The sequence below is a fragment of the Micromonospora phaseoli genome, assembly GCF_900109115.1.
Taxonomy (GTDB): Bacteria; Actinomycetota; Actinomycetes; order Mycobacteriales; family Micromonosporaceae; genus Micromonospora; species Micromonospora phaseoli.
The window spans coordinates 50,676-75,221 of sequence record NZ_FNYV01000014.1 but is presented as its reverse complement, the minus strand read 5'-3'; the positions used below and the strand labels follow the sequence as shown (position 1 = coordinate 75,221).

Here is a 24,546-nt window from a genome sequence, read left to right as displayed (position 1 = left end):
CCGCTGTCGGGTCATTCCACCCAGGCGCCGGCCCGCATCACCCGGACGACGTTCAGGTCGTCGTCGAGCACGACCAGGTCGGCGCGCAGCCCGACCTGCAGGGCGCCGACCTGATCAGCGATGCCGACCGCCAGGGCCGGGGTGGTGGACGCCATCCGTACCGCGTCGGGGACATCGACGCCGGCGGTCACCGCGCTGCGCAGCGCCGCGTCCATGGTGAGCGTGCTGCCGGCGATCGCGCCGTCGCGGGAGAGCCGGGCCACCCCGTCGGCCACGGTCACTTCCTGACCGCCCAGCTCGTACTCGCCGTCGGGCATGCCGGCGGCGGCCATCGCGTCGGTGATCAGCGCGCAGCGCTCCGGTCCGGCGGTCGAGGTGGCGAAGGTGAGTGTCCCCTCGTGCAGGTGTACCCCGTCGGCGACGAGTTCGCAGACCACACCGGGCGCGGACAGCAACGCCACGACCGGGCCGGGCTCCCGGTGGTGCACCGGGCGCATCCCGTTGAACAGGTGGGTGCCGACGCTCGCGCCGGCCGACAGCGCGGCGCGGGTCTGCTCGTACGTCGCGTCGGTGTGGCCGACGGCCACGACCACCCCGTGCCGGGTGAGCAGTTCGATGGCCTCCAGCGCGCCCGCGCGCTCGGGGGCGATGGTGACCATCCGCACCGCACCGTCACCGAGCTTGATCAACTCGGTCAGCTCTTCGGCGGACGGGTCGCGAAGGAACTCCGGGTTCTGCGCGCCGCAGCGAGCGGCGGAGAGGTACGGCCCCTCGAAGTGGATGCCGGCCAGCACGCCGTCGCGAACCAGCGGCGCGAAGGCGGTGGTGGCCGAGCGCATCAGTTCCAGCGGTGCGCTGACCAGGCTGGCCAGCAGGCTGGTGGTGCCGTGCCCCAGGTGGAACGCGGCCGCGGCCCGTGCCTGGCCGGCGTCGCCGGTGGTGAAGGTGTGCCCGCCCCCGCCGTGCGTGTGGATGTCCACGAAGCCGGGCACGATCCAGTGCCCGTCCCGCGCCGACGGGTACTCGGCGACGGCGCTGATCCGATCGCCCTTGACCTCGACGCAGCCCTGCCAGATCACCCCGCTCGGGGTCACCACCTTGCCGTTTACCCGGATGGTCACCGCTTCTCCAGTTGGTCGAGAGCGAGCAGGGCGGCGCCGAGGCAGCCCGCCTCGTCGCCGAGGGCGGCCGGGACCAGTCGTGGTTCCCGGTGGAAGGTCAGTCGGTCCCGCAGCGCGGCACGCAGCGGGTCGAACAGCCCGGCGCCGGCCTGGGCGAGGCCGCCGCCCAGGACGATGGTTTCCACGTCGAAGAGGGCCTGGCCGGTGGCGAGGCCGTCGGCCAGTGCCTCGACTGCCTCCCGCCAGACCCGGGTGGCCAACTGCTCACCGGCCGCCGCCCGAGCGGCCACCTCGGCGGCGCTCACCATCGTCCGCCCCGGATCCGGTCTGGCGGCGGACCCATCGTCCGACGTGATGCCGGTGCCGGTGGCGGTGCCGGTGGCGGTGGCGGCGAGTTCGGCGTAGCGGTGGGCGACGGCCGAGGCGGACGCGATCGCCTCCAGGCAGCCCGGCCGCCCGCAACCGCAGACCGGCCCGTCCGGGCGGACCAGGATGTGACCGAGTTCCCCGGCGGCGCCGTGCGCCCCGGTGGCGGCCGCGCCGGCCACCACGTGCGCGGCGGCGATGCCGGTGCCGATCGCCACGAAGAGCACGTGTCCGGCGTTGCGGCCGGCGCCCAACCGCGCCTCGGCGAGGCCACCCGCGCGCACGTCGTGGCCGAGCGCCGTGGGCAGGCCGAGCCGCCGGGACGCCAGCTCGCGCAGGGGTACGTCGCGGAAGCCGACGTTCGCCGACCAGAGCGCGACCCCGCGCGCCTCGTCCACCACGCCCGGCACCACGATGCCGAGCGCGGTCGGAGTGAGCCCGTCCGCGCGCGCCTTGGCGGCCAGCCCGTCGGCCACCGTCAGGATCGTCTCGACCACTGCGTCGGGACCGCGCCCGGCGTCGGTGGGGTGCCGTTCGGAGTGCCGCACGGCACCGTCCGCGCCGACCAGCGCGCACTTCATCCCGGTGCCACCCACGTCCAGCGCGACGGCAACCTCCCCGCCACTCATTCCCACCGCATCACCCGACGCCTCGACGCGAACGGATTTTGGTGCGGGAACGCCCCACTGAGGGCAGGTTCGTACCAGGATCTCGTGGCGACGAACTCACGTGAGCACCACGGAGCGGCTCAGGTGTCGGGGGGCATCCGGGTCGAGCCCGCGACTGGTGGCGAGGGCGACGGCGAAGCGCTGCGCCAGGATCAGGTCGGCCATCGGGTCGACCGGGGTGCGTCCGGCCGCCCACCGGCCGAGCACCGTGTGGTAGCCGTGGGTCCGGCTGTGCGCGAAGGCCGCGCCGGTGGCGGCGACATCCTCGGGTAGCCCCTCGGGTAGCTCGCCGAAGGCCCAGACCAGCCGGCCGGGGGCGGCCACCGAGATGGGGCCGTGCCGGTAGTCCATCGCCGGGTACGCCTCGGCCCAGAAGGTGGCCGCCTCGCGGCACTTCAGCGCGGCCTCCTGGGCGAGCCCGATGGTCCAGCCGCGACCGAGGAAGGTGACCTGTTCGATCAGGCTCGGGTCGATCGGCAGCGGGGCGCGGACGGCGACCTCCGCGTCGGCGACCAGGGCCGTGATGTTGTCGCCGAGGTGGGCGCGGAGCAGCGCCAGTGCGGTGGTGGCGAAGCGGGTCTGCACCACCGAACGTTCGTCGGCGAAGGGCATGGTGACGGCGGCGTCCGCGGCCTGTGCCGCCGGTGCGTCGGGGTCACCGACCAGCACCGTGGTCGACGTCCGCCCGCGTAGCGCGGTGAGCAGGTCCAGCACCTCGGTGGTGGTGCCGGACCGGCTGATCGCCAGCAGGCGGTCGTAGCGGCGGTTGATCGGGAATTCGCTGGCCTGGAAGGCGTCGGTCTCGCCCTGACCGGCGGCCTCGCGACGGGCGGCGTACGCCATTGCCATGAACCACGATGTGCCGCAGCCGACGACGGCGACCCGCTCGCCGGGGCGCGGCAGCCGGTCGAGCATCTCCGGCGCGAGTTCGGCAGCCTGGCGCCAGCAGTCCGGCTGGCTCGCGATCTCCGCGTGGACGAACGCCATGAGAAACACTCCTCGCAGGGGCGGACCGATGCGCGATACGGCTCGTTAATCCCGTCTTTCGCGCGTCATTCTGCGCGAAACTAGGCGGGGAAGGCAACCGGAGGGGTAATCGCGCAGCCGAGGGCTTTGCCTCATCGTAGTTTCGAGCACTAGTGTGCACGCAACCAATCACCGATCGTGCAGGCACGGAGGCTCCGGGGTGGACCGCTACGCGAGATGGAACGCCCTGCTCGAAATGCTGACCGACTCCGGTCGGGTCGCCGTCGAGGAGGCCGCCGCGCGCCTGGACGTCTCCCAGGCCACGATCCGCCGGGACTTCGACCAACTCGCCCAGCAGCAGATGATCACTCGTACCCGGGGCGGGGCGGTAGCCAACGGAGTCTCGTACGACCTGCCGCTGCGGTACAAGACGGCCAAGCACTCGGCCGAGAAGCAGCGCATCGGTGCCGCCGCGGCGGCTCTCGTCTCGCCGGGCACGGTGGTCGGTCTCAACGGCGGCACCACCAGCACCGAGGTGGCCCGGGCGTTGGCCGTGCGGCCGGACCTCAACACCAACGCCGAGGGCGCTCAGTTGACAGTGGTCACCAACGCGCTGAACATCGCCAACGAACTGCTGGTCCGCTCCCGGATGAAGGTCGTGGTGGCCGGTGGGGTGGTCCGGCCGAAGTCCTTCGAGCTGGTCGGTCCGCTGGGCGGTGCGTTGCTGCGGGAGGTCACCCTGGATGTGGCGCTGCTCGGGGTGGACGCGATCGATCCGCACCTCGGTGCCGCCGCCCACCACGAGGGCGAGGCGGCGATGAACAACCTGATGGTGGCCCGGGCCAAGCGAGTGGTGATCATCGCGGACTCGTCCAAGTTGGGTGGTCACGCCTTCGCCCGGATCTGCCCGGTCGACCGGGTCGAGACGCTGGTCACCGACTCCGGCGCCGCACCCGGGGTGGTCGAGGCGTTCCGCGCCGCCGGCGTCCACGTCATCTGCGCCTGAGGTGCAAGGAAGGGCCCCTTGTTAACGCCTCCGGTATAGGAGGGGCCCCCTACTAACGGTTTGTTCGGCGTGCTTCCGGCAGGTCGGTCGGCGTGGCGCTGCATACCGGGTATTGCCTTCCTCTGCATACCGCGTATGGTGTCGTCGTCCACCCACACCAACGGGGGAGGTGCAGCTTGCCAGCTGTCCTGGAAATTGAAGGTCTACGAAAGACGTACCGAAGTCGACGCCGCGGCACCCGCAACGCCCTGGACGGCTTCGACATGCGGGTCGAGGCGGGGCAGGTGCACGGCTTCCTCGGCCCCAACGGCTCGGGCAAGACCACCACGCTGCGTACGCTGCTCGGCCTGATCCGGCCCGACGGCGGCCGGATGGCGATCCTCGGGCACGAGGTGCCCGACATGCTGCCGCAGGTCGTCGGGCAGGTCGGCGCGATCGTGGAGAGCCCGCAGTTCTTCCCGCACTTCAGCGCGCGGGACACCCTGTCGCTGCTGGCCAGCGCCGGCGACCTGCCCCAGCAACGGGTCGACGAGGTGCTGGAGTTGGTCGGCCTGCGCGACCGGGCCGGCGAGCGGGTCAAGACGTACTCGCTCGGCATGAAGCAGCGGCTCGCCGTCGCGTCCGCCCTGCTGAAGAACCCGCGGCTGTTGATCCTGGACGAGCCGGCCAACGGTCTCGACCCGGGCGGCATCCGGGAGATGCGTGGGCTGATGCGCGACCTCGCCGAATCCGGGATGACGGTGGTGCTGTCCAGCCACATCCTCGGCGAGATCCAGCTGATCTGCGACTCGGTCACCATCATCTCGCTGGGCCGGCGGGTCGCCTTCGGCCCCGTCGAGGAGGTGCTGGCGCAGCACTCGTCCGGCGCGGTCCGGGTACGCCTGGAGGCGGTCGCCGACCTTCCGGTCGCCGCCACCGCGCTGACCCGCGCCGGGGTACGGGTCACCACGAACCCGGACCACCTGATGCTCGCCGGGGTGGACAAGCCGGCCACGGTCACCCGACTGCTGGCCGAGCAGGGCCTCTACGTCAGCGAACTCGCGCCGATCGCGGTCGACCTGGAGAGCGTCTTCCTCGAACTGACCGCCACCGCGCCGGTACCCGGCCAGCACCGGCAGGTCGACCAGTCCGTACGAGTCGACGGGGCGGAACCGTCCGCGCCCGCCGGAGGAGGTTGGGGCGCGTGAGTCTCTTCCGTACCGAGCTGCGCCGGCTCGCCAAGCGGCGCTTCGCCCGCTGGATGACGGCGGGGGGCCTGCTGGTGCTGGTCCTGGTGGCCGTGGGCATGTTCTTGAGCAACCAGAAGGTCGGTCCCGAGCAGTGGGCCGCGGCCGAGCGGAGCGCTGAGCAGCAGTACCAGGAGCAGGTGCGCTGGGCCGAGGCGGAACGCGCCAACTGCGAGCGGGCCAAGACCTCCGGCGGCGAGTTCTACACCACCGACTGCGAGAGCATCAACCCGCCGCCGCGTGAGGCGTTCGAGGCGCAGTGGTACCTGCCCTCGACCTTCGAGTTCCGCAAGACCTTCGGTGAACTGCTGATCCCGCTCGCCGCGATCCTGGGCATGGTCGGTTTCGTGGTCGGTGCCTCCTTCGTCGGTGCCGAATGGAACACCGGCGGGATGATGAACCTGCTGCTCTGGCGCCCCAAGCGGCTGACGGTCCTGCTGACCAAGCTGGGTGCCCTGCTCACCGGGCTGCTCGCGCTGGCCCTGCCCGCCACCGCCGCCTGGTTCGGGAGCATGTGGCTGATCGCCAACTGGCGCGGGACCACTGACGGGATGACCTCCGGTGCGTGGCAGTCGTTCCTGCTCACCGGGTTGCGCGGCATCGTGCTGGCGCTGGTCGCGACGACGGTGGGCTTCGCCCTGGCGTCGCTCGGCCGGCACACCGCGATGGCGCTCGGCGGTGCGATCGCGGTCATGGTGGTCGGCCAGATCGGACTCGGCATCCTGCTGGAGCTCGCCGGGGTCCGCTTCGCCGAGGCGTGGCTGCTGCCCACGTACGCGCTGGCCTGGATGACCAAGACGATCACGCTGCAGGACTGGCGGTCGTGCGAAGCCACGTACACCGGTGAATGCCTGCCGGCCACCCTGGACATCACCTGGCAGCACTCGTCGGTGCTGTTCAGCGTCGGAGTCGTGATTTTCCTTGGTGCGGCGCTCTGGACGATGCGCCGGCGGGACATCACCTGAGGGCTGCGTGGACCCGGCCGGCCGGCGGCCGACCGGGTCCACGTTGCGCCGGGGTGCGTCGGGTGAAGGCCCTGGTTAGGCTGGGAGGCCCGGTTGGCGTCGCCCGTGCCGGCCGCCCCCGTGAGGAGCCCCATGCAGCCCGCCGACGCCACCCCGGCCGCGCAGACCGGCCCGGACGCGGTCACCGTGCCGCCACCGAGGTCCGCCCCCGAGGTGGAGTCGGATCCGGCGTACGGCGACACCGCCCCGCAGGAACGCGCGGCCGAGGAGGCCGCGCCGGAGGAGACCTCGTCGGGTGATCACGTCCGGCCTGCCGGAGTCGCCACCCCGGGCGGCCTCGGTGAGCGGGAGCGGGCGATCCTCGCCTTCGAACGGCAGTGGTGGCGGCACGCCGGCGCCAAGGAACAGGCCATCCGGGACCGCTTCGGGCTCTCCGCGACCCGCTACTACCAGGTGTTGAACACGCTGCTGGACAATCCGGCGGCGCTGGCCGCCGATCCGGTGCTGGTCGGCCGGCTGATCCGGCTGCGCGCCTCCCGGGCCCGCAACCGTCGCCGCTAGGCGTCACTCCCGCATCTCGCGCTGGCCGTTCGCCGCTGGCCCGCTGGCCCGCTGGCCGCTGGCCCTTTGGCCGCTGGCCGCCCGCCTCGTGGCGGCTGGCCAGGTGAGTGGGTATGTGTTGTGGTGCGGGCAGGCCGCAGCCACCGGCCGGAACCATCGGGCGGAATACGGCTCCGCACGACGGGCGAATGTTGAGCCGCGGTGTGGGTAGCCGGGGCACGGAGGTGGCGGCGATGACCGGAGGCGGCACCGCGCAACCGAGGCGGACGGCGCACGCGACGTACCCAGCGGGAGATGCCGGGCTGCCCGAGGCGCTCTCCGAGGAACGTCGGCGGGGCGCTGCGGTCGGGGCCGCACCGATGATGCGGGTACGCTCCGCATCCGCTCCACCGCCGGGCCGGGGCGTCAACGAGGACCTGGTGTTCCGCTTCGGCCCGCTGGTCGGTGTGCTGGACGGCGCGACCGTGCCGGAGGGCTTCGACACCGGTTGCGTGCACGGGCCGCAGTGGTACGTCCGGCACCTCGCCGCCCGGCTGGGCCTGGCCGAGGCCGCCCGACCGGCCGCGACGCTGGTGAGCAACCTGGCCGCGGCGATTCTCGCGATCCGCGCCGACCACGGCGGGCAGTGCGACCTGGACCATCCCGGTACCCCGGCGAGCAGCGTCTGCCTGCTGCGCGACGGCGGTGACCAGGTCGACTATCTCGTGCTCTGCGACAGCCCGCTGGTGCTCGACACCGGTGGCCGGGTCGACGTGGTCATCGACGACCGGCTGGCCGCCTCGATGGCCAGGCTGGGAGCCACCACCGGCACCACCGGCACCACGGCCATCACCGCCGCCATCACCACGGCCGGCACCACGGCCATCACCACGGCCGCCGCCCCGCCGGAGTCGGCGGGGTCGGCGGAGTGGGCCAACCGGTTCCGGCACGCCGTCACCCGGCAACGGGAGCAGATGAACCGTACGAACGGATACTGGGTCGCCGCCGCCGATCCCGAGGCCGCCTACCACGCGATCGTCGGGACGCTACCGCTGCGCGGGCCGGACGCGCTGCGCCGGGCGGTGCTGCTCACCGACGGGGCGTCCGCCGCAGTCGAGGAGTTCGGGCTCTTCGACTGGACCGGCCTGCTGGACATGGTGACCATCGCCGGACCGGGCGTGCTCATCGACCGGGTGCGGGCCGCCGAGCGGGACCACCCCGAACGGCTGCGCCGGCACAAGCCGGCCGACGACGCGTCAGCCGTGTACTGCGAGTTCACCCGGCTGGACGAGAACTGAGCGTGAGGGGCGACGGGAATTCGGCCCGACCGGCCGGTCCCGCCCGCCGGAGGGGCCGGTCGTCGCGAACCGGGTGGACGTGGGCCGCCGGGCGCGGAAGACTGCGGCACGTGACGGGTGTGGTCCGGTTGGAGCCGGTGGACGAGCAGAACCTCGAACCGTTGCTCTCGGTAGCGGTGGCGGAGGCTGAGCCGGCTGACGTGATGCCGCCCGTGGCGGCCCCGGCCGGCTGGTCACACGCGCGGCGGGAGGCCTTCCGGGAGTTCCACCGGGCCAGCTTCGGCGGCCTCGACGCAGCCACCCGTACCGCGATGTACGCGATCGTGGTCGGTGGCGAGGTGGTCGGGATGATCCGGATGAGCCGGCGGGACGAGCCCGACGTCGCCGAGGTGGGGTTGTGGCTCGGCCAGTCCGCCCGGGGCCAGGGCATCGGCCCGGCGGCGCTACGCGAACTGCTGAACCTGGCGGCGGCGGCCGGCATCCGGACTGTGGCCGCGGACACCTCGTCGGAGAATCGCGGTGCCCTCTCCGTACTCGAAAGGTGCGGTGCGAAACTGCGGGACGACGGCGACCGGGTGTACGCCGAGATCTCCCTGGACGTCGCACCACCGTGCTGAGGGTCGCTCAGCCGCGCTGCTCCGCGTACGCCGCCAGCCAGGCCACCTGAGCCGGATCCAGCGACGGCCGCACCCGAGCCCGAGCGGTGGCGACGTGCGCGGCAGTGACCGTGGAGGCGGTCAGCGACTCGCGCATCGCGGCCAGCGCCGCCTCCCGGACCAGGGCCGCGCAGTCGGCGGCCGAGAAGCCGTCCAACTCCGCGCCCAGCGCGGCCAGGTCGACGTCGGGGGCGAGCGGCACGTTCCGGGCGGCGGCCCGCAGGATCTCCGCCCGGGCCTCGGTGTCCGGCGGCGGCACGTAGACCAGGCGTTCCAGCCGTCCGGGCCGCAGCAGCGCCGGGTCGACCAGGTCGGGGCGGTTCGTTGCGCCGACCACCACCACGTTGCGCAGCGCCTCGACCCCGTCCAACTCGGTCAGCAGCGCGGCGACCACCCGGTCGGTGGTGCCACCGTCGGTGGCCTGACCGCGTACCGGGGCCAGGGCGTCCACCTCGTCGAGGAAGATCAGCGTCGGCGCGGCCTCCCGGGCACGGCGGAACAGTTCGCGTACCGCGCGTTCGCTCTCGCCGACCCATTTCGACAGTAGCTCCGCGCCCTTGACCGACAGCACGTTCGCCCGACCGGATCCGGCCAGCGCGGTGACCAGGTAGGTCTTGCCGCAGCCCGGAGGCCCGTAGAGCAGCACCCCGCGCGGCGGTTGCACGCCGAGCCGCGCGAAGGTGTCCGGGTAGGTCAGCGGCCACAGCACCGACTCGGTCAGCGTCTGCTTGACCTCCACCAGGTCACCGACGTCGTCCAGGGTCACCCGGGCCAGTTCGAGGGTGGAGGCGGCCATGGTGGTCGGCCGCACCACCTCCAGGGCGGCGGAGAAGTCCGCCATCAGCACCGTCGGTTTCTCCGCCGACTTCTGCCGCAGGGCCGCGCGTACCCCGGCCTCGCGGACCAGCGCGGCCAGATCCGCGGCGACGAAACCGGGAGTACGGGAGGCGACCTCGTCCAGCCGTACGTCGTCGGCGAGCGGCACCGGGCGGGTCAGCACGGTCAACTGCTCGCGGCGCAGGGCGGCGTCGGGCAACGGCACGTCGATCCGCAGCGAGAGCATGTCCGGGGCGCGCAGGGCCGGGTCGACCGCCTCCGATCGGCTGGTGGTGCAGACCACCGCCGCGCCGGCCCGGACGATCTGCGCCGCGCACTGGCGGAACACCGTCGTCACCGGCCCCGGCGCGTCCGCCGGGGCCAGCGCCTCCACGTCGGTGACCAGCAGCACGGCCGGCCCGCCGGCCAGCACCTCGGCCGTCGCGGCACGCAGCCGTGCGGCGGCCGAGGAGTTGCTGAGCGCGGCGATCTCGGGGGCCCAGATCTGGTGCACCCGTGCCTGCACCCGAGCGGCCACCGCCCGGACCAGCGCCGACTTGCCCGAGCCGGCCGGCCCGCCGACCAGCACCCCGAGGGCCACGGTGGTACCCAACCGGCCGAGCACCTCCCGGTGGTGGAAGCCCAGGTCGAGCAGCTCGGTCAACTCCTCGGCCTGGGACCGCAGGCCGGGCAGTTCGTCGACCGACGGCACGTCCTGGGCGGTCTCCTCGCCAGGGTCGGTGCCCGGCCGCTCGGTGCTCCCGGCGTTCGACCCGGCGCCGGCTCGGGCGTCCGCTGCGCGGGTGGCGGCGGGGGCCCGCAGCGTTCCTGGTTCGGGCCGGGTGCCGGCGTCGCCGTGGGTGGCCGGTCCGTGTTCCCAACCGACGAGGGTGTCCATGGTGACGAGTGCGCCCGGGTCGGGCTCGGCGGTGACGACCCGCAGGAGGGTGCTGGTCCAGGCATAGCCGACCCGCGTGGAGAGGCTGCGTCGGGCGGCCTCGACCAGGGTGCGGGTCGTGGCGTCCGGCAGCACGTCCTGCGGAAGCAGCGAGACGTCGTCCCCGGCGGTGACCACCTTGCCGAGCAACGCCAGCCGGAGCATCTCCGGGGAGACCACCGCGACGATCTCCGCCGGCCCGGCGAGCAGCACCCGCCGCGCTGCGGTGACCGGGAGGGGCGACAACCGCACCTGCCCGCCGTCGCGTACGCCGAGGTTGCCCAGCATCAGGTCATCGGCGTGCAGCAGGCCGGCGCTCGCCGTAGGCTCGGCCGCCGCGACGATGCCGGCGGTCACCCGTCGGCCGCTCAGCCGGACCGGATCACCCGGCCGCAGCGCGAGCGCGGTCAGCGCCTCCGGATGCACCCGGACGATGCCCCGCCGGGCGTCCAGTGCGGCCGGCCGCAGACTCGCGATCAAGGTCAGCTCGGGTTCGCCCACCGCCCGACCCTAGACGGCCCGGTCATCTTCCGTCCGGTCAGCCCGGAGGCTCCTCCCTGCCCAGCAGGGACGGATCACGACGGATCAGCTCGGCCAGCCGGGCCGCCGGGTCCGCACTCAACCCGTCCTGGACGGTGGACCAGCCGGGCACGGTGTTCACCGACAGCGGCCAGGCCGGCGGCGGCGCGGCCGGCTGCGCGGTGGCCGTGACCTCCTGGTCGGTCCAGGCCACCCGCAGGTCGTACGCCTGCCCGTCGTGCTCGACGCGGGCGGTGACGGCCGCACCCGGGTGGGCCGCCACGGCCTCGCGCAGCGCCTCGGCGACATCCTCCACCACATGCCGTGGCGGTGCCTCGTGGGCCGGTTCGTGGGCGCCGGCTCGACCGATCTCCGCATTTCGACGCTCGGCCCGGCTCAGGTCGGAGCCGGGTGCGTAGCCCGGCTCCGGACCGGGCTGATCTGCGCCCGTGATGGTCGGTTCCGTGGACCGTCGGCGCAGCGCCTCTTCGCGGCGTCGCATCCGATCCAGGGTCTCGTCCAATCCGCCCCTCATCCGCCTCACCCCTTCCCACGAGAGGCCGCGAGCCGGTCGGCTCAGGCCCGTTTCTCCCGGGTGGCCCGCTCCAGTGCCCGATCCAGGACGACCAGCAGGGCGTCCCTTACCGATAGTCGGTCACGGGCGTCGAACTGCACCAGAGGCACATGTTCGCCGATCGCGAGGGCCCACCGGATCGCGCCGAGATCGTGTGCCAGCCGCCCGTCGAAGGCGTTCACCCCGATGACGAAGGGCAGGCCGGCCCGTTCGAAGAAGTCGATCGCCGCGTAGCAGTCGTCCAGCCGGGCGCTGTCGACCACCACCAGTGCGCCGAGCGCCCCCCGAGCCAGGTCGTCCCACATGAAGCCGAAGCGGCTCTGCCCCGGCGTGCCGAACAGGTAGAGCTTCAGGCTCCGGTCGATGGTGACGCAGCCGAAATCCATCGCCACCGTGGTCGTGGTCTTGCCGGAGCGCTGTCCCGGATCGTCGATACCGATCCCGGCCGTGGTCATCTCCGCCTCGGTGGTCAGCGGAGCGATCTCCGAGATCGAGCCCACGGTGGTCGTCTTGCCGACCCCGAAACCACCCGCCACCAGGATCTTGACCGGGATCGGCGGCGTGGCGCGCCGCGTACCGGTCGCGGTCGGTGTCGTGGCCGGCGGCCGGTACGGCGGTGGGGCCGGTGGATGGGCCGGCGGTGGGGCCGGTGGATGGGCCGGCGGTGGGGCCGGCGGTGTGGCCCGTCCGATGGACGGCGGTGTCGTCGGTGCGGGGCCGCCGTAGCGGGCCGCGGCGCTGTTGGCGGCGAGCGCGCCCTGCGGGGCGACCGGCCAGTCAGGAGATTGCACGGAGTCCATCAATCACTCGCAGGATGACGTCGGGGTCGAGGGCCTCGTCGGCGTCGGTGACGTGTACGTCCAGATGGCCGGCGGCCCGCAGGTCGCCCACCAGCACCCGGGTCACGCCGAAGTGCAACCGGGTCCTGGCGGAGATCTCGGCTATCGAGATCGGCTCGCCGCAGAGTGCCACGATCGCCTGGAGTTCCGGGGCCAACCGGGCGGCGGTGGCACTCCACGGTTCGGCGGTCGACCGGGCGGTCACCTGGGTCTCCAGGCCGATCGTGGGGTCCGCTCCGGCCACCCGGCCGGCGGTGAGCACAAAAGGGCGGGGTCCGGCCGGCCCTGCCGCCTCGGGCTCCGATCCGACCGCCGCCGGTACCCCCACCGGCCCGGCGGAGCCGGCCGGGGAGCACTCGCGCAGGTAGGGCCGGATCCGGACCACCGGATCCTGCTCCGCACCGGCGGCGTCGGGATTCATTGCTGAACGGAGTTCTTGAGTTCGGCGATGAGGCGCGGAGTCAGCGCGCCACCGGCCCGTCCGGCGAAGAGGGTCATCTCGTAGGCGACGGTGCCCAGGTTTGCCGACCGGTCGGCGACCACACCGAGCACCGAGCCACTGCTGATCGCGCTGATCAGCAGGTAACCCTCGGCCATGTCCACCACGACCCGGTTGAGCCCGCCCAGCGCGTACCAACTGGCCGCACCGCCAGCCAGGCTGGTCATGCCGGAGACGACCGCGGCGAGACGCTCCGCGTTGGACCGGTCCTTGATCGCGGACATGGCCATCAGCAGCCCGTCCGACGACACGGCGATCGCCTCCAGCACTCCCGCCGTGCCGGTGGTGAAGGAGTCCAGGAGCCAGTTGAAGGTGCGCGCCTCAGGGCTGAGGTCACCGCCCGGAAGGTTCGGGTGGTCGAGATTCTCGTGTACGTGGGGGCTGGTCACCGTGGCGTTCCTTCTTCGTCGCTGCGGTCGGTACGGACATCGCGCAGAGCCCGGGCCACGCCCGTCTCGAACGCGTTGATGCGGTCGCGGACCTCGGCTGGGTCGCCCGGGTCCTGACTGATCGGTTGCTGGGGTAGCGCAGCGATCAGGTTCGCGCCCGGAACCCGCCGGGACAGCCGTGACAGGCCGGCCGGGGAGGGCGGCGCGACCGGCTCGGGCCCGCCGGCCTGGCTCTGCTCGGCCCGGCGTACCCCCGACTCGAACTCCTCGACGGCGGTACGGGCGGCGACCGGGTCGGCGTCGGTGGCGTCCACCGGACCGACCCGGGGTGCCGTCCTCGGCAGGCTGGCCCCCGGGACCCGCTGCCGGACGCCCGGCATCGGGGCGGGCGGGGCGGTCGACACCTGCGACACCGGCTCGAAGCCGGTGGCGGTGGCCGGCTCCGCGTCGGTGGACGGGGCGGCTTCCAGGCTGGTGGCGAAGGCGTCCCAGGACTCGGCCAGCTCGATGCTCTCGGTGGCGCGGCTGAGCAACCTGTGGTCGAAGCCGGGCGCCGCCGAGGAGTCGGTCGTCGAACGGCCCGCGCCGGCCGTCGCCAGCGCCCCCTCGCCGGGTACCACTGCCGGCTCGGGCTGGTACCGGACCGGCGGGGTGGCCGCGGGGGCGGCCCGGCCGACCGCGACGGCCGGGAGACCGGCCTGCTCGGGGGCCGTGACCACCAGCGACGACCGGGGGATCCGCAGCACGGCGGTGACGCCACCGCCGGGGGTCGCGACGAGGGCGATCTGCCAGCCGTGCCGGCGGGCCAACCGGCCCACCACGAACAGCCCGAGCACCTCGGTCGGGGCGAGGTCGAGTCGCTCCCGTCGGGTGAGCCGCGCGTTCTCGTCGGTCAGCCGTGCCTCCGTCATGCCGATCCCGTGGTCGACCACGGTCAGCTGCACACCGTCCTCGTTGAGTTCGCCGCCGACCACGACCCGCGTGTGCGGCGGCGAGAAGACAGTGGCGTTCTCCATCAACTCGGCGAGCGCCAGCACCAGATCGCCGATGATCGCCGGCGCCGCCGCGACCTCGGTCGGTATCTGCAGGTCCACCCGGGTGTAGTCCTCGATCTCGCCGAGGGCCAGCCGGACCACGTCGGTCAGCGGAACCGGTGCGACGTGCGCGACGTCGCCGGCCGCACCGGAGAGCACCACGAGGTTGCCCGCGTTGCGTCGTAGCCGGCTGGAGATGTGGTCGAGCCGGTACAGGTTCTCCAGCCGTCCCGGCTCGGTCTCCTGCTGCTCCAGCCGGTCGATCAGGGCGATCTGACGACCGACCAGGTTCTGGGTACGCCGACCGACGTGGCCGAACATCTGGGCGACGTTGCGGCGGCTGGCGGCCTGCCGTTCCACCAGCCGGGCGGCCGTGTTCTGCACCCGTTCGAAGGCGCGGGCCAGGTCACCGATCTCGTCCCGGGCCCGTACGTCGACCGGGTCGAGACGAACCGGCTGGGCGTTGTCGGTCTCGTCGTCGGCGACCCGGACCAGCTCGGACTCGGCCACCCGGGCGACCCGGTCGGCGGAGCGGGTGAGCCGGGTCAGCGGTCCGGTGACCGTACGACCGATCGCCAGGGCGAGCAGCACGACGACGAGCAGGGTCGACGCGACCAGGGCCGTCACCCAGTACGCCGCGGTCAGCGCCGCCTGTCGTTGCGCGCGCACCTCGGCGGTGACGTCGGCGACCAGCTTCTTCTCCACGAACTGACCGAGGGTGACCAGTGAGGAGACGGTCGGGAAGAGCGCCTCCAGGGGCCTGCCGGCGACCGCGGCCACCGGGTCCAGCGCGCTCTGCTCGAGGAATTCCGGACTGGTCCGAGCATCCACCGCGGTCTGCTCGATGTTCACCAGCTCCTGCTGCTCGGGGGTGAGCAGGCCGAGCATTCTGTTGCTGTCCGCCTGCAGGGTCGCCATGTTGGCCACGAACGCGGTGGCGAGCTGCTGCGGGTCGGGGGAGGCGGCGATCAGCACGATCAGGGCGCCGCCGCTACTGAGCCCCTCGCTCTTGCGCAGGATGCCGTCCAGTGCCAGCACCTGCTTGCCGGCCGGGGTACGGGTGTCCACGTCGTAGGGCAGCCGCAACGAGTCGATCAGGGCGACATGGACCGGCCCGTACGCGCCGATGACCTGCTCTGGGCGGGCCTGTCCGGCCTGCACCGCCGTGCGGACCTCGGCCAGCCGTTTGACACCGTCGAGGGCGCCGGCCACCTCGGCGGGCAGTTCGTCGCCGAACTCGATGCGCAGGTCGACCACCCGGTCGTCCACCTCGGCGATCTCCTGCACCAGTTCGCTGCGCTGGACCTGCCCGAGAAGCAGACCGATGGCGAGCATGCGTTCCCGCTGGAGGTGCTGAAGCAGGGTGCCGACCCGGCTGGCGACCTGGACGGTGCTGTCGATCTCGCCGGCCCGCTGGGCCACGCCGGTCCGTTCCCAGACCACCGGGAGGGTCAGTCCCAGCATGCAGAGCAGGGGAATGATCACCAGCAGGGTCAGCTTGCCCCGGATCCGGAGGCTATCGAGCAGCATCGAAGGGCCTCCACCGGTCCGGCTCGTGGGCCTGTCCCAGCGGCTGTAGCTCGCTCGCCGGGCGCGTCGTCACGGGCTCCCACCGCGTGCCGGTGGATCGAGGCGCTTCGACGGGCTCGCCGCTGTCCGCTTCGGTCCCGGCGGAAGTGTCCCTCGGACGGGACACCCAGATGTTCGCCGCGAGGGCCAGCAGGAGCAGGAGGGCGAGGCTGCCCGCGCCGAGGACCAGCAGGCCGTCGCGGTCCATCTGGTCGATCCGTTCCGTCAGCAGCCGGTCGATCTCGTCGAGGAGAACCGGTTGGAGCAGCTGAGCGGCCGTCTGTGCCTCGTTGCGGGCCGCGATGAGCCGGGTCGTGTCGACGGTGCCGGCGCGGTCGGTCGGCTGGGCGTACAGCGCCATCGCCTCGACGGCCCGCTGGTAGGCGTCGAAGGGGGTGAGCACGCTGGCGCCCAGGTCGGCGCTCTCGGTGCTGTCCACCACCGCCCGAAGGTTGTTGGCCAGGTCGTTGGCGGGCTGGACGGCGGCGCTGCGGAGGGTGGCCAGCTGGCTGAGGGACTGGATCCGGTCGGTGGCCGGCCGCCGGTTGATCAGTACGGCCAGGTCGGTGAGCCGGCCGGCGTTGACCATCGCCTCGGGCATCTCCTCCCCGACGCCGTCCTGGAGGAAGTACGAGTCGGCACCGGAGTCCCGGATCAGGCCGGAGGTTTCCCGGACCTTGCCGTGCAGGGCCAGCAGCAGGTCGGTGACCTCGCCGTAGGTGGTGAAGGCGGCCTCGGGGTCGGCCAGCGAACGTTCGGGCAGCGCCTCCAGCTTCGCGCGGAGCCCGGCCCACCGCTCACTGGTGTTCAACTCGGCGCCGACCCGGACATCGACCGCCGCGGCCTGCTCCACCGCCTTGTCGAGGGTGTCCCGGGGCAGCGTCCGGCCGGTCACGGCGGCGCTCTGTGCGTCGACCAGCGCATTGGTCACCGGGCCGAGGGCGCGGAGGTACTCGACGCCGAGTCGTTCCCGCTCGACGACCTCTCGGTCGCTGTCGATGAGCCGGTGGGACTGTACGACGAGGAACGCCACCGGCAGCAGCAGCGCGGTGGCGAGTAGCAGCGGCAACAGCCGGCCCGGTGTCGGGGGCCGGCGACGGACCCGCGGAGCGGGAACGGTCATGGTTGTCTCCTCCGGCGATGGCGCGGGTTCTCCGACGGCGTCGACGAGCCGGTCCCGTGCGCCGGACCGGAAAACTAATCGACGCGGATGGCTTGGGGTTGGTCTGCGACGGTCAGGTTTGCGTCACTTCGAGTGAAGTGACTCCACGTCACCGAATTGACTACGTTGGGTGCGGCCGGTGGAGGGGATAGGTGCCCTTGAGTATGGATTCCGATGAAACGCATGAATTTCCATGATGCGAAGTCATCTCAAAGGTTCGCCCACTGGATGGTGTTCGGTTGACCTTTCCGGGATGACGATCGGGCGGCCAGAACGGACGTACGGCGGATCTCAGCGAGTACCCAGGTTCCGAGCCGTACCGTGTGCCGAATGAGATCGCCGTTCCCGGCCGCACGGATCCGTCGTGCCCTGCCCACCGGCCGCCGGGCCATCGCCGCCTCGGTGGCCGTCGCCCTGCTGGCGGCGGCCACGGTCTGGGCCGTCTGGCCGGACCGACCGGGCTTCCGCACCGAGTCCGCGATGCTCACCGTCCGGTCCGGACCGGACGGTGCCGAACCGGTCGACCTGGACACCACTCTGTACCTCCCGCGTGACGCCTCGTCCGGTCGGAAGGTTCCGGCGGTGCTGCTCGCCCACGGTTTCGGCGGCACCAAGAACTCGGTCCGCACCGACGCGGAGGACCTGGCCGACCGGGGGTACGCCGTGCTGACCTGGACCGCCCGGGGCTTCGGCCGCAGCGGTGGCCAGATCCACCTGGACAGCCCCGACCACGAGGTCCGTGACGCGCAGCGACTGCTCGACTGGCTGGCGGATCGTCCGGAGATCCGTACCGACGCCGCCGGCGATCCCCGGGTGGGCGTGGTCGGCGGCTCCTACGGCGGGGCCCTGGCGTTGCTGCTCGCCGCCCAGGACCAGCGGGTGGACGCGATCGTTCCGATGATCACCTGGAACGACCTGTCCCGTTCCTTCCTGCCGGAGAGCAGCGGCGGCGAGCCGACCGAGGGCGTGTTCAAGTCCGGCTGGGCCGGCATCTTCTTCGGCGGGGGCGGCAGCGTCGGCTCCGGCCCGGCCGGCATCTCCGGCAACACCGAGGAGGCACCCGAGGGCGCTCCCGCCCCCGGACCGCCCAGCCCGGCACCGGGACAGGGGCCGGGGACCGCACCTGGCGCCCCGACCGGCGGCGGAGGTGCGGATCCCGCCTGCGGTCGGTTCGCCGCCGACGTCTGCGCCGCGTACCTGCGGATCGCCGCCACCGGCCGGGCCGACCAGGACGCCGTCGATCTGTTACGCCGGTCCAGCCCGGCCGGGGTGCTGGGCCGGATCGAGGCGCCCACCCTGCTGGTGCAGGGTGCGGCGGACACCCTCTTCCCGCTCGGCGAGGCCGACGCCAACGCCCGCGGCATCGCCGCGAACGGCACCCCGGTCCGGGTCGCCTGGTTCAACGGCGGCCACGATGGCGGCGCGGGGCCACTGACCGACTCCGACCGGGTGAAGTTCCTGACCGCCCAGTGGCTCGACCACTACGTCGCGGGTGACGGCGACGCGCCAGGTGACACCTTCACCTTCTCCCGGATCGCCGGCTTCGACGCCATGGACCGAGGGCTGGTCGCGACCGGCTACCGCACGGCCGACTACCCGGGCCTCGGCGGGGACTCCCGGCGCGAGGTGACGCTGGCCGGGCCGGTGCAGCGGGTGGCGAACCCGCCCGCCGGCAACCCGGCCGCGATCTCGTCCGTGCCGTTCGCCGGCTCGTTGAGTTCGCTGCTCAGCGGGGTGGCCGGTGACATCCCCGGGCAGCATGCCCGGTTCGAGTCCGAGCCGTTGGGCACGGCCGTCGACATCGTCGGATCGCCGACCGTGCAGATCCGCGCCGCGTCGGCCGTCGGCGAGGTGGTCCTCTTCGCCAAGCTCTACGACGTCGACCAGGAGGGTGGCGCCACCCTCCCCAGCGGTCTGATCGCCCCGATCCGGCTGACCGGTCTGCCGGCGAGCATCGACGCCGCCCAGCCGGTCACCGTCACCCTGCCGGCGATCGTGCACCGGGTCGAGGCCGGTCACCGGCTCCGGTTGGTCCTCGCCACCTCCGACCAGGCGTACACCACCCCGATCGCGCCGAACGTGCACACGGTCGCGATCGGCGACACACCGCTGAGCCTGCCGACGGTCGACAGCGACCTCATCCCGACCGAGGCGGTGCTCTGGCGCTGGGTGCTGGTCGGGCTGCTCGCCACGATCGTGGTCGGGCTCGTCGTGCTCGTGGCCGTGCTGCGGCTGCGGCACCGCCGCCAGGACACCTCCGTGCATCCGGAGTACGCGGACACCCCGCTGGCCGTGCGCCACCTGCGCAAGGAGTACGCCGACGGCTTCGTCGCGGTCTCCGAGGTGGACTTCGAGGTGCACCCCGGTCAGGTGGTCGGTCTGCTCGGGCCCAACGGCGCCGGCAAGACCACCACCCTGCGGGTGCTGATGGGACTGACCCAGCCGACCGCGGGCGAGATCTACGTCTTCGGGCACCGGCTGGTGCCGGGCTCACCCGTGCTGTCGCGGATCGGCTCGCTGGTCGAGGGCCCGGGTTTCCTGCCGCACCTGTCCGGCCTGAAGAACCTGCAGGCGTACTGGCGGGCGACCGGCCGGCCGGAGGCTGACGCCCACTTCGAGCAGGCGTTGGAGATCGCCGGGCTGGGCTCGTCGGTGCACCGGCGGGTGGGCAAGTACAGCCACGGCATGCGGCAGCGGCTGGCCATCGCCCAGGCGATGCTCGGCCTGCCGGAGCTGCTGGTGCTCGACGAGCCGACCGACGGGCTGGACCCGCCGCAGATCGCCGAGATGCGTCGGGTGCTCCAGCGGTACGCCACCGACGGCCGGGCGGTGCTGGTCTCCAGCCATCTGCTCGCCGAGGTGGAGCAGACCTGTACCCACGCCGTGGTGGTCAACAAGGGCCGGATCGTGGCTTCCGGGCCGGTCGAGGAGATCGTCGGCGACTCGCCGAGCGTGCTGTTCGAGGTGAGCGACCCGTCGGCGGCCCGGGGGGTGCTCGACGCTCTCGATGGCGTACGCGTGCTCGACGACGCCGACGGGCACCTGGTGGTGGACACCAACGGAACCGCCCGCAGCGAGGTGGTGGCCGAGCTGGTCCGGGCCGGGATCGGAGTGGACCGGGTGGTGCCCCGGCGCCGCCTGGAGGACGCCTTCCTTGCCCTGGTGGGCGAGAACTCTCGGGGAAGTGGAGACCGGTGATGGCGGGATCGACTGTCGAGCCGACGCGCAGCGCGGCCGACGTGGCGCCCTCGGGGGCGGCGGCCGGCTACCGGCCGTCGCGGACGCTGCCGTTCGGCGCGGAATTCCGCCGGCAGGCGTCGCGGCGGCGTACCCAGCTGGCGCTCGGTTTCATGGTGTTGCTGCCATTGATCATCCTGATCGCGTTCCAGTTCGAATCGGATGACGACGACAACGGCGGGGGCGAGTTCGGCAGCCTGATCGAGTTCGCCACCTCCGGCGGACTGAACTTCACCCTCTTCACCATCTTCGTGTCGGCCTCGTTCCTGTTGGTCGTCGTGGTGGCGCTCTTCTGTGGTGACACGGTGGCGAGCGAGGCGAGCTGGGGAAGCCTGCGTTACCTGCTGGCGATACCGGTACCCCGGGCCCGGCTGCTCGCGGTGAAGCTGCTGGTCGCGCTCACCTACTCGGCGCTGGCCCTGGTGCTGCTGGCCGGCACCGCCCTGGCCATCGGCACCCTGCGCTACGGCTGGTCGCCGCTGCGCAGCACGGTCGCCGCCCAGTTGGAGCCGGGCGAGGGGCTGCTGCGGCTGCTCGCCGTGCTCGGCTACCTGGCGATCGTCCTGCTGGTGGTCGCCGGCCTGGCGTTCCTGCTCTCGGTGATCACGGACGCGGCCCTGGGTGCGGTGGGCGGCGCGGTGCTGCTGTGGATCCTCTCCAGCATCCTGGACCAGATCACCGCGCTCGGTGCGATCCGGTCCTTCCTGCCCACCCACTACAGCACCGCGTGGCTGGGGCTGCTCTCCACACCGGTGCAGACCGACGACATCGTCCGGGGCACCATCTCGGCGATCTGCTACGCCACCGGATTCTGGGGCCTGGCCTTCTGGCGCTTCACCCGCAAGGACATCACCAGCTGAGGACGTTGCCATCTCGGTCGATCGCCGGACCGAGGGCTTCGGCCTGACCCGACGCGGCCGGGTCCCACCATCACGTGTGGTCGGGACCTGTCGAACTGGACCGTCTGTGCTGTCACCCGCAGGGCGTGGCGTCCCCGGTCAGAGCAGCGGGACCGCGGTGCTGGGCGGCGGGTTCGGCATCGGCCTGCTCGGTTCCGGCGTCGTCGGCGTCCGCTTCGTCCAGGCACTGACCCCGAGGCGGTCGGTGTTGCCCAGGTCGATGCCGCCCTCCATGGCGACCTCCTGGACGGGGCGACCCGGCAGTGGGGCGACCTCAAGGCGCTCGGCGTTGGTCGCGACGACGGTCGGGTTGTCGACCAGGTTGCGCCAGAGCAGGGCGGTGCCCGCCGCCTCGCCAGGTGCCAGGACCAGCGGCCGGGGCGGGTCGTCGAAGCCCGAGGTGATCCCCTCCGCCCCGTTGATCACGTGGACCGCGATCGGCTGACCCTCGGCGTCCCGGAGCTGTGGCGCCGGGTACCCGTGCAGCCGGTATGGCCGGTCGCCGCAGTTGACGAGCTCCAAACCCATGGCACGCAACCCCATGGCCGCGTTTACGCCGAGGTAGCTGATCCGGACCCCGGAGTCGGGGCAGGTAGCCAGCGGGTCACCCACCACCGGTGGGGTGGCGTCGGAGGTGCTGGACGGCTCGGCCGGTGCCGGCGGCGCGCTAACCGAGCCGCCGGGCGCGGCGACCGGAGCAGCGCACCCACCGAGCAGCGTGATCCCGGCGAGCCCGACCGCGAGCGGTCGTCTGGCCAGCGTCCCGTTGCGGTAAACGATCATTGCCCCCATGCGGGCATCATCGCATCGCCCGCACCCCGGGTGGCACCACCCGGGGCCGAGCACGCCCGGGGATTCGGCGGATACCCGTCAAGGTTCGAAGACGGGACCGGACCGGGCGGGGGACGTCGGGTGCCGGAGTCGAAGTCGGGTGCCGGAGTTGACTTCGGAGGTGGGCGGATTGGTAAGTTTCGTCCCGGTAGAAGGGGGTTGGGAGCGTTCCCACCAAGAGGGAAATTATCGACATCAATTAATGGACTCAGCATTCTGGTGCCACCACCCATCTGCAAGGAGGTACCGGAATGCGTGCTGACCGGTTCGGCGGGCCGGCCCTGTCCCTGTTCCGCATGGTGATCGGCCTGCTCTTTCTCACCCACGGGCTGGCGTCGCTGTTCGGCGTTTTCGGCGGTAACCGCGGCAGCGGCGAACCCGTTCCGCTCGGCCAGTGGCCCGGCTGGTGGGCCGCCCTGATCCAGGCGCTCTGCGGGGCTCTGGTCCTCGTCGGGCTCTTCACCCGGCCGGCGGCCCTGCTCGCGTCGGGCTCGATGGCCTACGCGTACTTCGTGGTGCACCAACCCGAGGCGCTGCTGCCGCTGCGCAACCACGGCGAGTTGTCCGTGCTCTTCTGCTGGTCGTTCCTGTTGATCGCGGTGCTCGGCCCGGGCAACTGGGCGTTGGACGCGCTGCGGCGACCGCGCAGTGTGGCGGAGGTCACCCTCGCTTCGGACGAACGGCGATCCGTGCCGGCCTGACGGCGGCGCTCAGCGGCGTCGGGGCACGCGCCGGTGCCGCTGAGCTCGCTCACAGGCTGGGATTGGCGGGAGACGAGCGCGGCGAAGTTGCCTAGACTCGACGGCACAACTGCATACCTCATCCAGAGGGGCTGAGGGATACGGCCCGATGACGCCCCGGCAACCACCCTGCGCGCTCGACGTTGAGCGTTCCGCGGGGCAGGTGCCAATTCCGTCCCCGCCGCAAGGTGCGATGTGGGGGAAGATGAGAGGACCCTCGACATGACGTCGACGCTTGCCCCGTCCGGCATCGACACCGCCGCCAGCCCCGCCCGTGCCCTGGTCTGTCGTGCCTGTTCGGCCCGTTACCCGCTGGTCGCGCAGCACGCCTGTTACGAGTGCTTCGGCCCGCTGGAGGTCGACTACGACCCGGCCGCGCTCGCCCGCGTGACGCGGGAGCAGATCGAGGCAGGTCCGCGCAACCTCTGGCGCTACGCCGCCCTGCTGCCCGCCGGCCAGGACCCGGCCACCCGGGTGACCGTCGATCCCGGCTTCACCCCGCTGGTGGCCGCCGACCGCCTCGCCGAGGAGGTGGGCATCACCGGCCCGCTGTGGGTCAAGGACGACAGCGCCAACCCCACCCACTCGTTCAAGGACCGGGTGGTCTCGGTGGCGCTGACCGCGGCCCGGGCACTGGGCTTCTCCCGGTTCGCCTGCGCCTCCACCGGCAACCTGGCCAACTCGGTCGCGGCGCACGCGGCCCGGGTGGGTGTGCCGTCGGTGGTGTTCATCCCCAGCGACCTGGAGCAGGGCAAGGTCGTCACCACCGCCGTCTACGGCGGCGAACTGGTCGCGATCGACGGCTCCTACGACGACGTGAACCGGCTCTGCGGCGAGTTGGTGGAGACCGACGAGTTCGAGGACACCGCGTTCGTCAACGTCAACGTCCGGCCGTACTACGCGGAGGGCTCCAAGACTCTCGGGTACGAGGTCGCCGAGCAGCTCGGCTGGCGCATCCCCGCCCAGGTGGTGATTCCGATGGCCTCCGGTGAGCTGCTCACCAAGATTGACAAGGCGTTCACCGAGCTGGTCGAGATCGGGCTGGTCGAGGCACCGGCCGGCGGCTGGAAGGTCTTCGGGGCGCAGTCGGCCGGCTGCAACCCGATCGCCACCGCCCTGCACGCCGGCAGCGACACCATCACCCCGGTGAAGCCGACCGGGATCGCGAAGTCCCTCAACATCGGCGACCCGGCCGCCGGTCTGTACGCCCTCGAAGCGGTGCGCCGCACCGATGGCTGGATGGAGTACGCCGACGACGACGAGATCCGCGCCGGAGTGCGGCTGCTGGCGCGTACCACCGGGGTCTTCGCGGAGACCGCCGGCGGAGTCACGGTGGCGGTGCTGCGCAAGTTGGTCGAGTCCGGTCGGCTGGACCCGACCGCCGAGACGGTGGTGTTCAACACCGGCGAGGGCCTCAAGACGCTCGACGCGGTCGCCGGTGAGGTCGGGCCGACCCACCGGATCAAGCCTTCGCTGCGGGCCGCCCGCGACGCCGGCCTCCTCGGCTGACGGGGCCGCACCGATCCGCCGGGTAACTGGCAATTCGCAGGGAGTGCGGAAAACACGCCGCCGGGGACTTGACGGCAGGAACCGGACGGCGCAAGATGCTCCGTGCGGGAGGGCGTTTCGCCGTAGACTTTAAGTCATAACGACCCAGCGCCGGAGGCGTTGTGCGATCGTCCCTCCCGA

Annotated in this window: 21 protein-coding genes and 1 riboswitch; of the genes, 10 read left to right on the top strand and 11 right to left on the bottom strand. The window is 72.4% G+C overall.

Annotated elements, in window-relative coordinates:
- Positions 1–11: 11 nt before the first annotated feature.
- From nagA to BMY89_RS26420, 3 genes are all read right to left on the bottom strand, one after another.
- Positions 12–1,121: an N-acetylglucosamine-6-phosphate deacetylase gene (gene nagA / locus BMY89_RS26430; RefSeq protein ID WP_092382789.1), complete on the bottom strand. Its 1,110-nt coding sequence runs from the start codon at positions 1,119–1,121 to the stop codon at positions 12–14.
- Positions 1,118–2,068, bottom strand: a complete 951-nt coding sequence (locus tag BMY89_RS26425; protein WP_408631998.1) for an ROK family protein — start codon at positions 2,066–2,068, stop codon at positions 1,118–1,120. The genes nagA and BMY89_RS26425 overlap by 4 nt, the downstream gene beginning before the upstream one ends.
- A gap of 144 nt (positions 2,069–2,212) precedes the next feature.
- On the bottom strand, positions 2,213–3,142 hold the full coding sequence (locus tag BMY89_RS26420) for an SIS domain-containing protein (protein WP_092382787.1): 930 nt from the start codon (positions 3,140–3,142) through the stop codon (positions 2,213–2,215).
- A 199-nt stretch (positions 3,143–3,341) separates the two neighbouring features.
- On the opposite strand from BMY89_RS26420, the gene BMY89_RS26415 reads away from it, so the two are divergent.
- From BMY89_RS26415 to BMY89_RS26390, 6 genes are all read left to right on the top strand, one after another.
- Entirely contained in the window at positions 3,342–4,127 is a 786-nt protein-coding gene (locus BMY89_RS26415; RefSeq protein ID WP_092382786.1) for a DeoR/GlpR family DNA-binding transcription regulator, read from the top strand.
- 176 nt (positions 4,128–4,303) lie between these two features.
- On the top strand, positions 4,304–5,314 hold the full coding sequence (locus BMY89_RS26410; protein ID WP_092382785.1) for an ATP-binding cassette domain-containing protein: 1,011 nt from the start codon (positions 4,304–4,306) through the stop codon (positions 5,312–5,314).
- A complete protein-coding gene (locus BMY89_RS26405) occupies positions 5,311–6,318 on the top strand; it encodes an ABC transporter permease subunit (protein WP_092382784.1) in 1,008 nt (335 codons plus the stop codon). Before BMY89_RS26410 ends, BMY89_RS26405 begins: the two co-directional genes overlap by 4 nt.
- 132 nt (positions 6,319–6,450) lie before the next feature.
- Entirely contained in the window at positions 6,451–6,879 is a 429-nt protein-coding gene (locus tag BMY89_RS26400; protein ID WP_092382783.1) for a DUF3263 domain-containing protein, read from the top strand.
- 233 nt (positions 6,880–7,112) lie between these two features.
- Positions 7,113–8,156, top strand: coding sequence for a hypothetical protein (locus BMY89_RS26395; RefSeq protein WP_170147629.1), 1,044 nt, complete (start codon positions 7,113–7,115; stop codon positions 8,154–8,156).
- 110 nt (positions 8,157–8,266) lie between these two features.
- Positions 8,267–8,773, top strand: coding sequence for a GNAT family N-acetyltransferase (locus BMY89_RS26390; protein WP_092382782.1), 507 nt, complete (start codon positions 8,267–8,269; stop codon positions 8,771–8,773).
- 7 nt (positions 8,774–8,780) lie between these two features.
- Here the strand turns inward: BMY89_RS26390 and BMY89_RS26385 are convergent, their stop codons facing one another.
- The 7 genes from BMY89_RS26385 to BMY89_RS26355 are packed head-to-tail and all read right to left on the bottom strand — an operon-like array spanning position 8,781 to position 17,111.
- Positions 8,781–11,066, bottom strand: a complete 2,286-nt coding sequence (locus tag BMY89_RS26385) for an AAA family ATPase (protein WP_092382781.1) — start codon at positions 11,064–11,066, stop codon at positions 8,781–8,783.
- A 37-nt stretch (positions 11,067–11,103) separates the two neighbouring features.
- A complete protein-coding gene (locus tag BMY89_RS26380) occupies positions 11,104–11,619 on the bottom strand; it encodes a hypothetical protein (protein ID WP_092382780.1) in 516 nt (171 codons plus the stop codon).
- A gap of 41 nt (positions 11,620–11,660) precedes the next feature.
- Positions 11,661–12,458 (bottom strand): GTP-binding protein, encoded by a 798-nt coding sequence (locus tag BMY89_RS26375; protein ID WP_175510429.1) that lies wholly within the window; start codon positions 12,456–12,458, stop codon positions 11,661–11,663.
- Positions 12,436–12,918 carry a DUF742 domain-containing protein gene (locus BMY89_RS26370; RefSeq protein WP_092382779.1) on the bottom strand — a complete coding sequence of 161 codons (483 nt, stop codon included), beginning with the start codon at positions 12,916–12,918 and terminating at the stop codon, positions 12,436–12,438. Before BMY89_RS26370 ends, BMY89_RS26375 begins: the two co-directional genes overlap by 23 nt.
- Positions 12,915–13,385: a roadblock/LC7 domain-containing protein gene (locus tag BMY89_RS26365; protein ID WP_092382778.1), complete on the bottom strand. Its 471-nt coding sequence runs from the start codon at positions 13,383–13,385 to the stop codon at positions 12,915–12,917. Before BMY89_RS26365 ends, BMY89_RS26370 begins: the two co-directional genes overlap by 4 nt.
- The gene (locus BMY89_RS26360) at positions 13,382–15,949 is read right to left on the bottom strand and encodes a sensor histidine kinase (protein ID WP_092382777.1); all 2,568 of its coding nucleotides are present in this window, start codon (positions 15,947–15,949) and stop codon (positions 13,382–13,384) included. Before BMY89_RS26360 ends, BMY89_RS26365 begins: the two co-directional genes overlap by 4 nt.
- On the bottom strand, positions 15,936–17,111 hold the full coding sequence (locus BMY89_RS26355) for a hypothetical protein (RefSeq protein ID WP_092382776.1): 1,176 nt from the start codon (positions 17,109–17,111) through the stop codon (positions 15,936–15,938). The genes BMY89_RS26360 and BMY89_RS26355 overlap by 14 nt, the downstream gene beginning before the upstream one ends.
- Positions 17,112–17,480: 369 nt before the next feature.
- On the opposite strand from BMY89_RS26355, the gene BMY89_RS26350 reads away from it, so the two are divergent.
- Positions 17,481–20,348: an alpha/beta fold hydrolase gene (locus BMY89_RS26350; protein WP_092382775.1), complete on the top strand. Its 2,868-nt coding sequence runs from the start codon at positions 17,481–17,483 to the stop codon at positions 20,346–20,348.
- Complete coding sequence (locus tag BMY89_RS26345) at positions 20,348–21,247, top strand: ABC transporter permease (protein WP_092382774.1); 900 nt, start codon at positions 20,348–20,350, stop codon at positions 21,245–21,247. Before BMY89_RS26350 ends, BMY89_RS26345 begins: the two co-directional genes overlap by 1 nt.
- Before the next feature lie 138 nt (positions 21,248–21,385).
- Here BMY89_RS26345 and BMY89_RS26340 read toward each other — a convergent pair whose 3' ends face one another.
- On the bottom strand, positions 21,386–22,078 hold the full coding sequence (locus tag BMY89_RS26340) for a DUF4232 domain-containing protein (RefSeq protein WP_092382773.1): 693 nt from the start codon (positions 22,076–22,078) through the stop codon (positions 21,386–21,388).
- A 290-nt stretch (positions 22,079–22,368) separates the two neighbouring features.
- Here BMY89_RS26340 and BMY89_RS26335 point away from each other — a divergent pair, with 290 nt between their 5' ends.
- Positions 22,369–22,818, top strand: coding sequence for a DoxX family protein (locus tag BMY89_RS26335; RefSeq protein ID WP_092382772.1), 450 nt, complete (start codon positions 22,369–22,371; stop codon positions 22,816–22,818).
- A 115-nt stretch (positions 22,819–22,933) separates the two neighbouring features.
- A riboswitch (SAM riboswitch) is annotated at positions 22,934–23,069 on the top strand.
- A gap of 10 nt (positions 23,070–23,079) precedes the next feature.
- Positions 23,080–24,366, top strand: a complete 1,287-nt coding sequence (thrC, locus tag BMY89_RS26330) for a threonine synthase (RefSeq protein ID WP_092382771.1) — start codon at positions 23,080–23,082, stop codon at positions 24,364–24,366.
- Positions 24,367–24,546 lie beyond the last annotated feature (180 nt).

Coding starts and splice junctions, on each gene's coding strand:
- BMY89_RS26425 (WP_408631998.1), bottom strand. CDS start 2,068: ATGAAGTGCGCGCTGGTCGGCGCGGACGGTGCCGTGCGGCACTCCGAA.
- BMY89_RS26420 (WP_092382787.1), bottom strand. CDS start 3,142: ATGGCGTTCGTCCACGCGGAGATCGCGAGCCAGCCGGACTGCTGGCGC.
- BMY89_RS26400 (WP_092382783.1), top strand. CDS start 6,451: ATGCAGCCCGCCGACGCCACCCCGGCCGCGCAGACCGGCCCGGACGCG.
- BMY89_RS26395 (WP_170147629.1), top strand. CDS start 7,113: ATGACCGGAGGCGGCACCGCGCAACCGAGGCGGACGGCGCACGCGACG.
- BMY89_RS26380 (WP_092382780.1), bottom strand. CDS start 11,619: ATGAGGGGCGGATTGGACGAGACCCTGGATCGGATGCGACGCCGCGAA.
- BMY89_RS26375 (WP_175510429.1), bottom strand. CDS start 12,458: ATGGACTCCGTGCAATCTCCTGACTGGCCGGTCGCCCCGCAGGGCGCG.
- BMY89_RS26370 (WP_092382779.1), bottom strand. CDS start 12,918: ATGAATCCCGACGCCGCCGGTGCGGAGCAGGATCCGGTGGTCCGGATC.
- BMY89_RS26360 (WP_092382777.1), bottom strand. CDS start 15,949: ATGCTGCTCGATAGCCTCCGGATCCGGGGCAAGCTGACCCTGCTGGTG.
- BMY89_RS26355 (WP_092382776.1), bottom strand. CDS start 17,111: ATGACCGTTCCCGCTCCGCGGGTCCGTCGCCGGCCCCCGACACCGGGC.
- BMY89_RS26350 (WP_092382775.1), top strand. CDS start 17,481: ATGAGATCGCCGTTCCCGGCCGCACGGATCCGTCGTGCCCTGCCCACC.
- BMY89_RS26345 (WP_092382774.1), top strand. CDS start 20,348: ATGGCGGGATCGACTGTCGAGCCGACGCGCAGCGCGGCCGACGTGGCG.
- BMY89_RS26340 (WP_092382773.1), bottom strand. CDS start 22,078: ATGGGGGCAATGATCGTTTACCGCAACGGGACGCTGGCCAGACGACCG.
- BMY89_RS26335 (WP_092382772.1), top strand. CDS start 22,369: ATGCGTGCTGACCGGTTCGGCGGGCCGGCCCTGTCCCTGTTCCGCATG.
- thrC (WP_092382771.1), top strand. CDS start 23,080: ATGACGTCGACGCTTGCCCCGTCCGGCATCGACACCGCCGCCAGCCCC.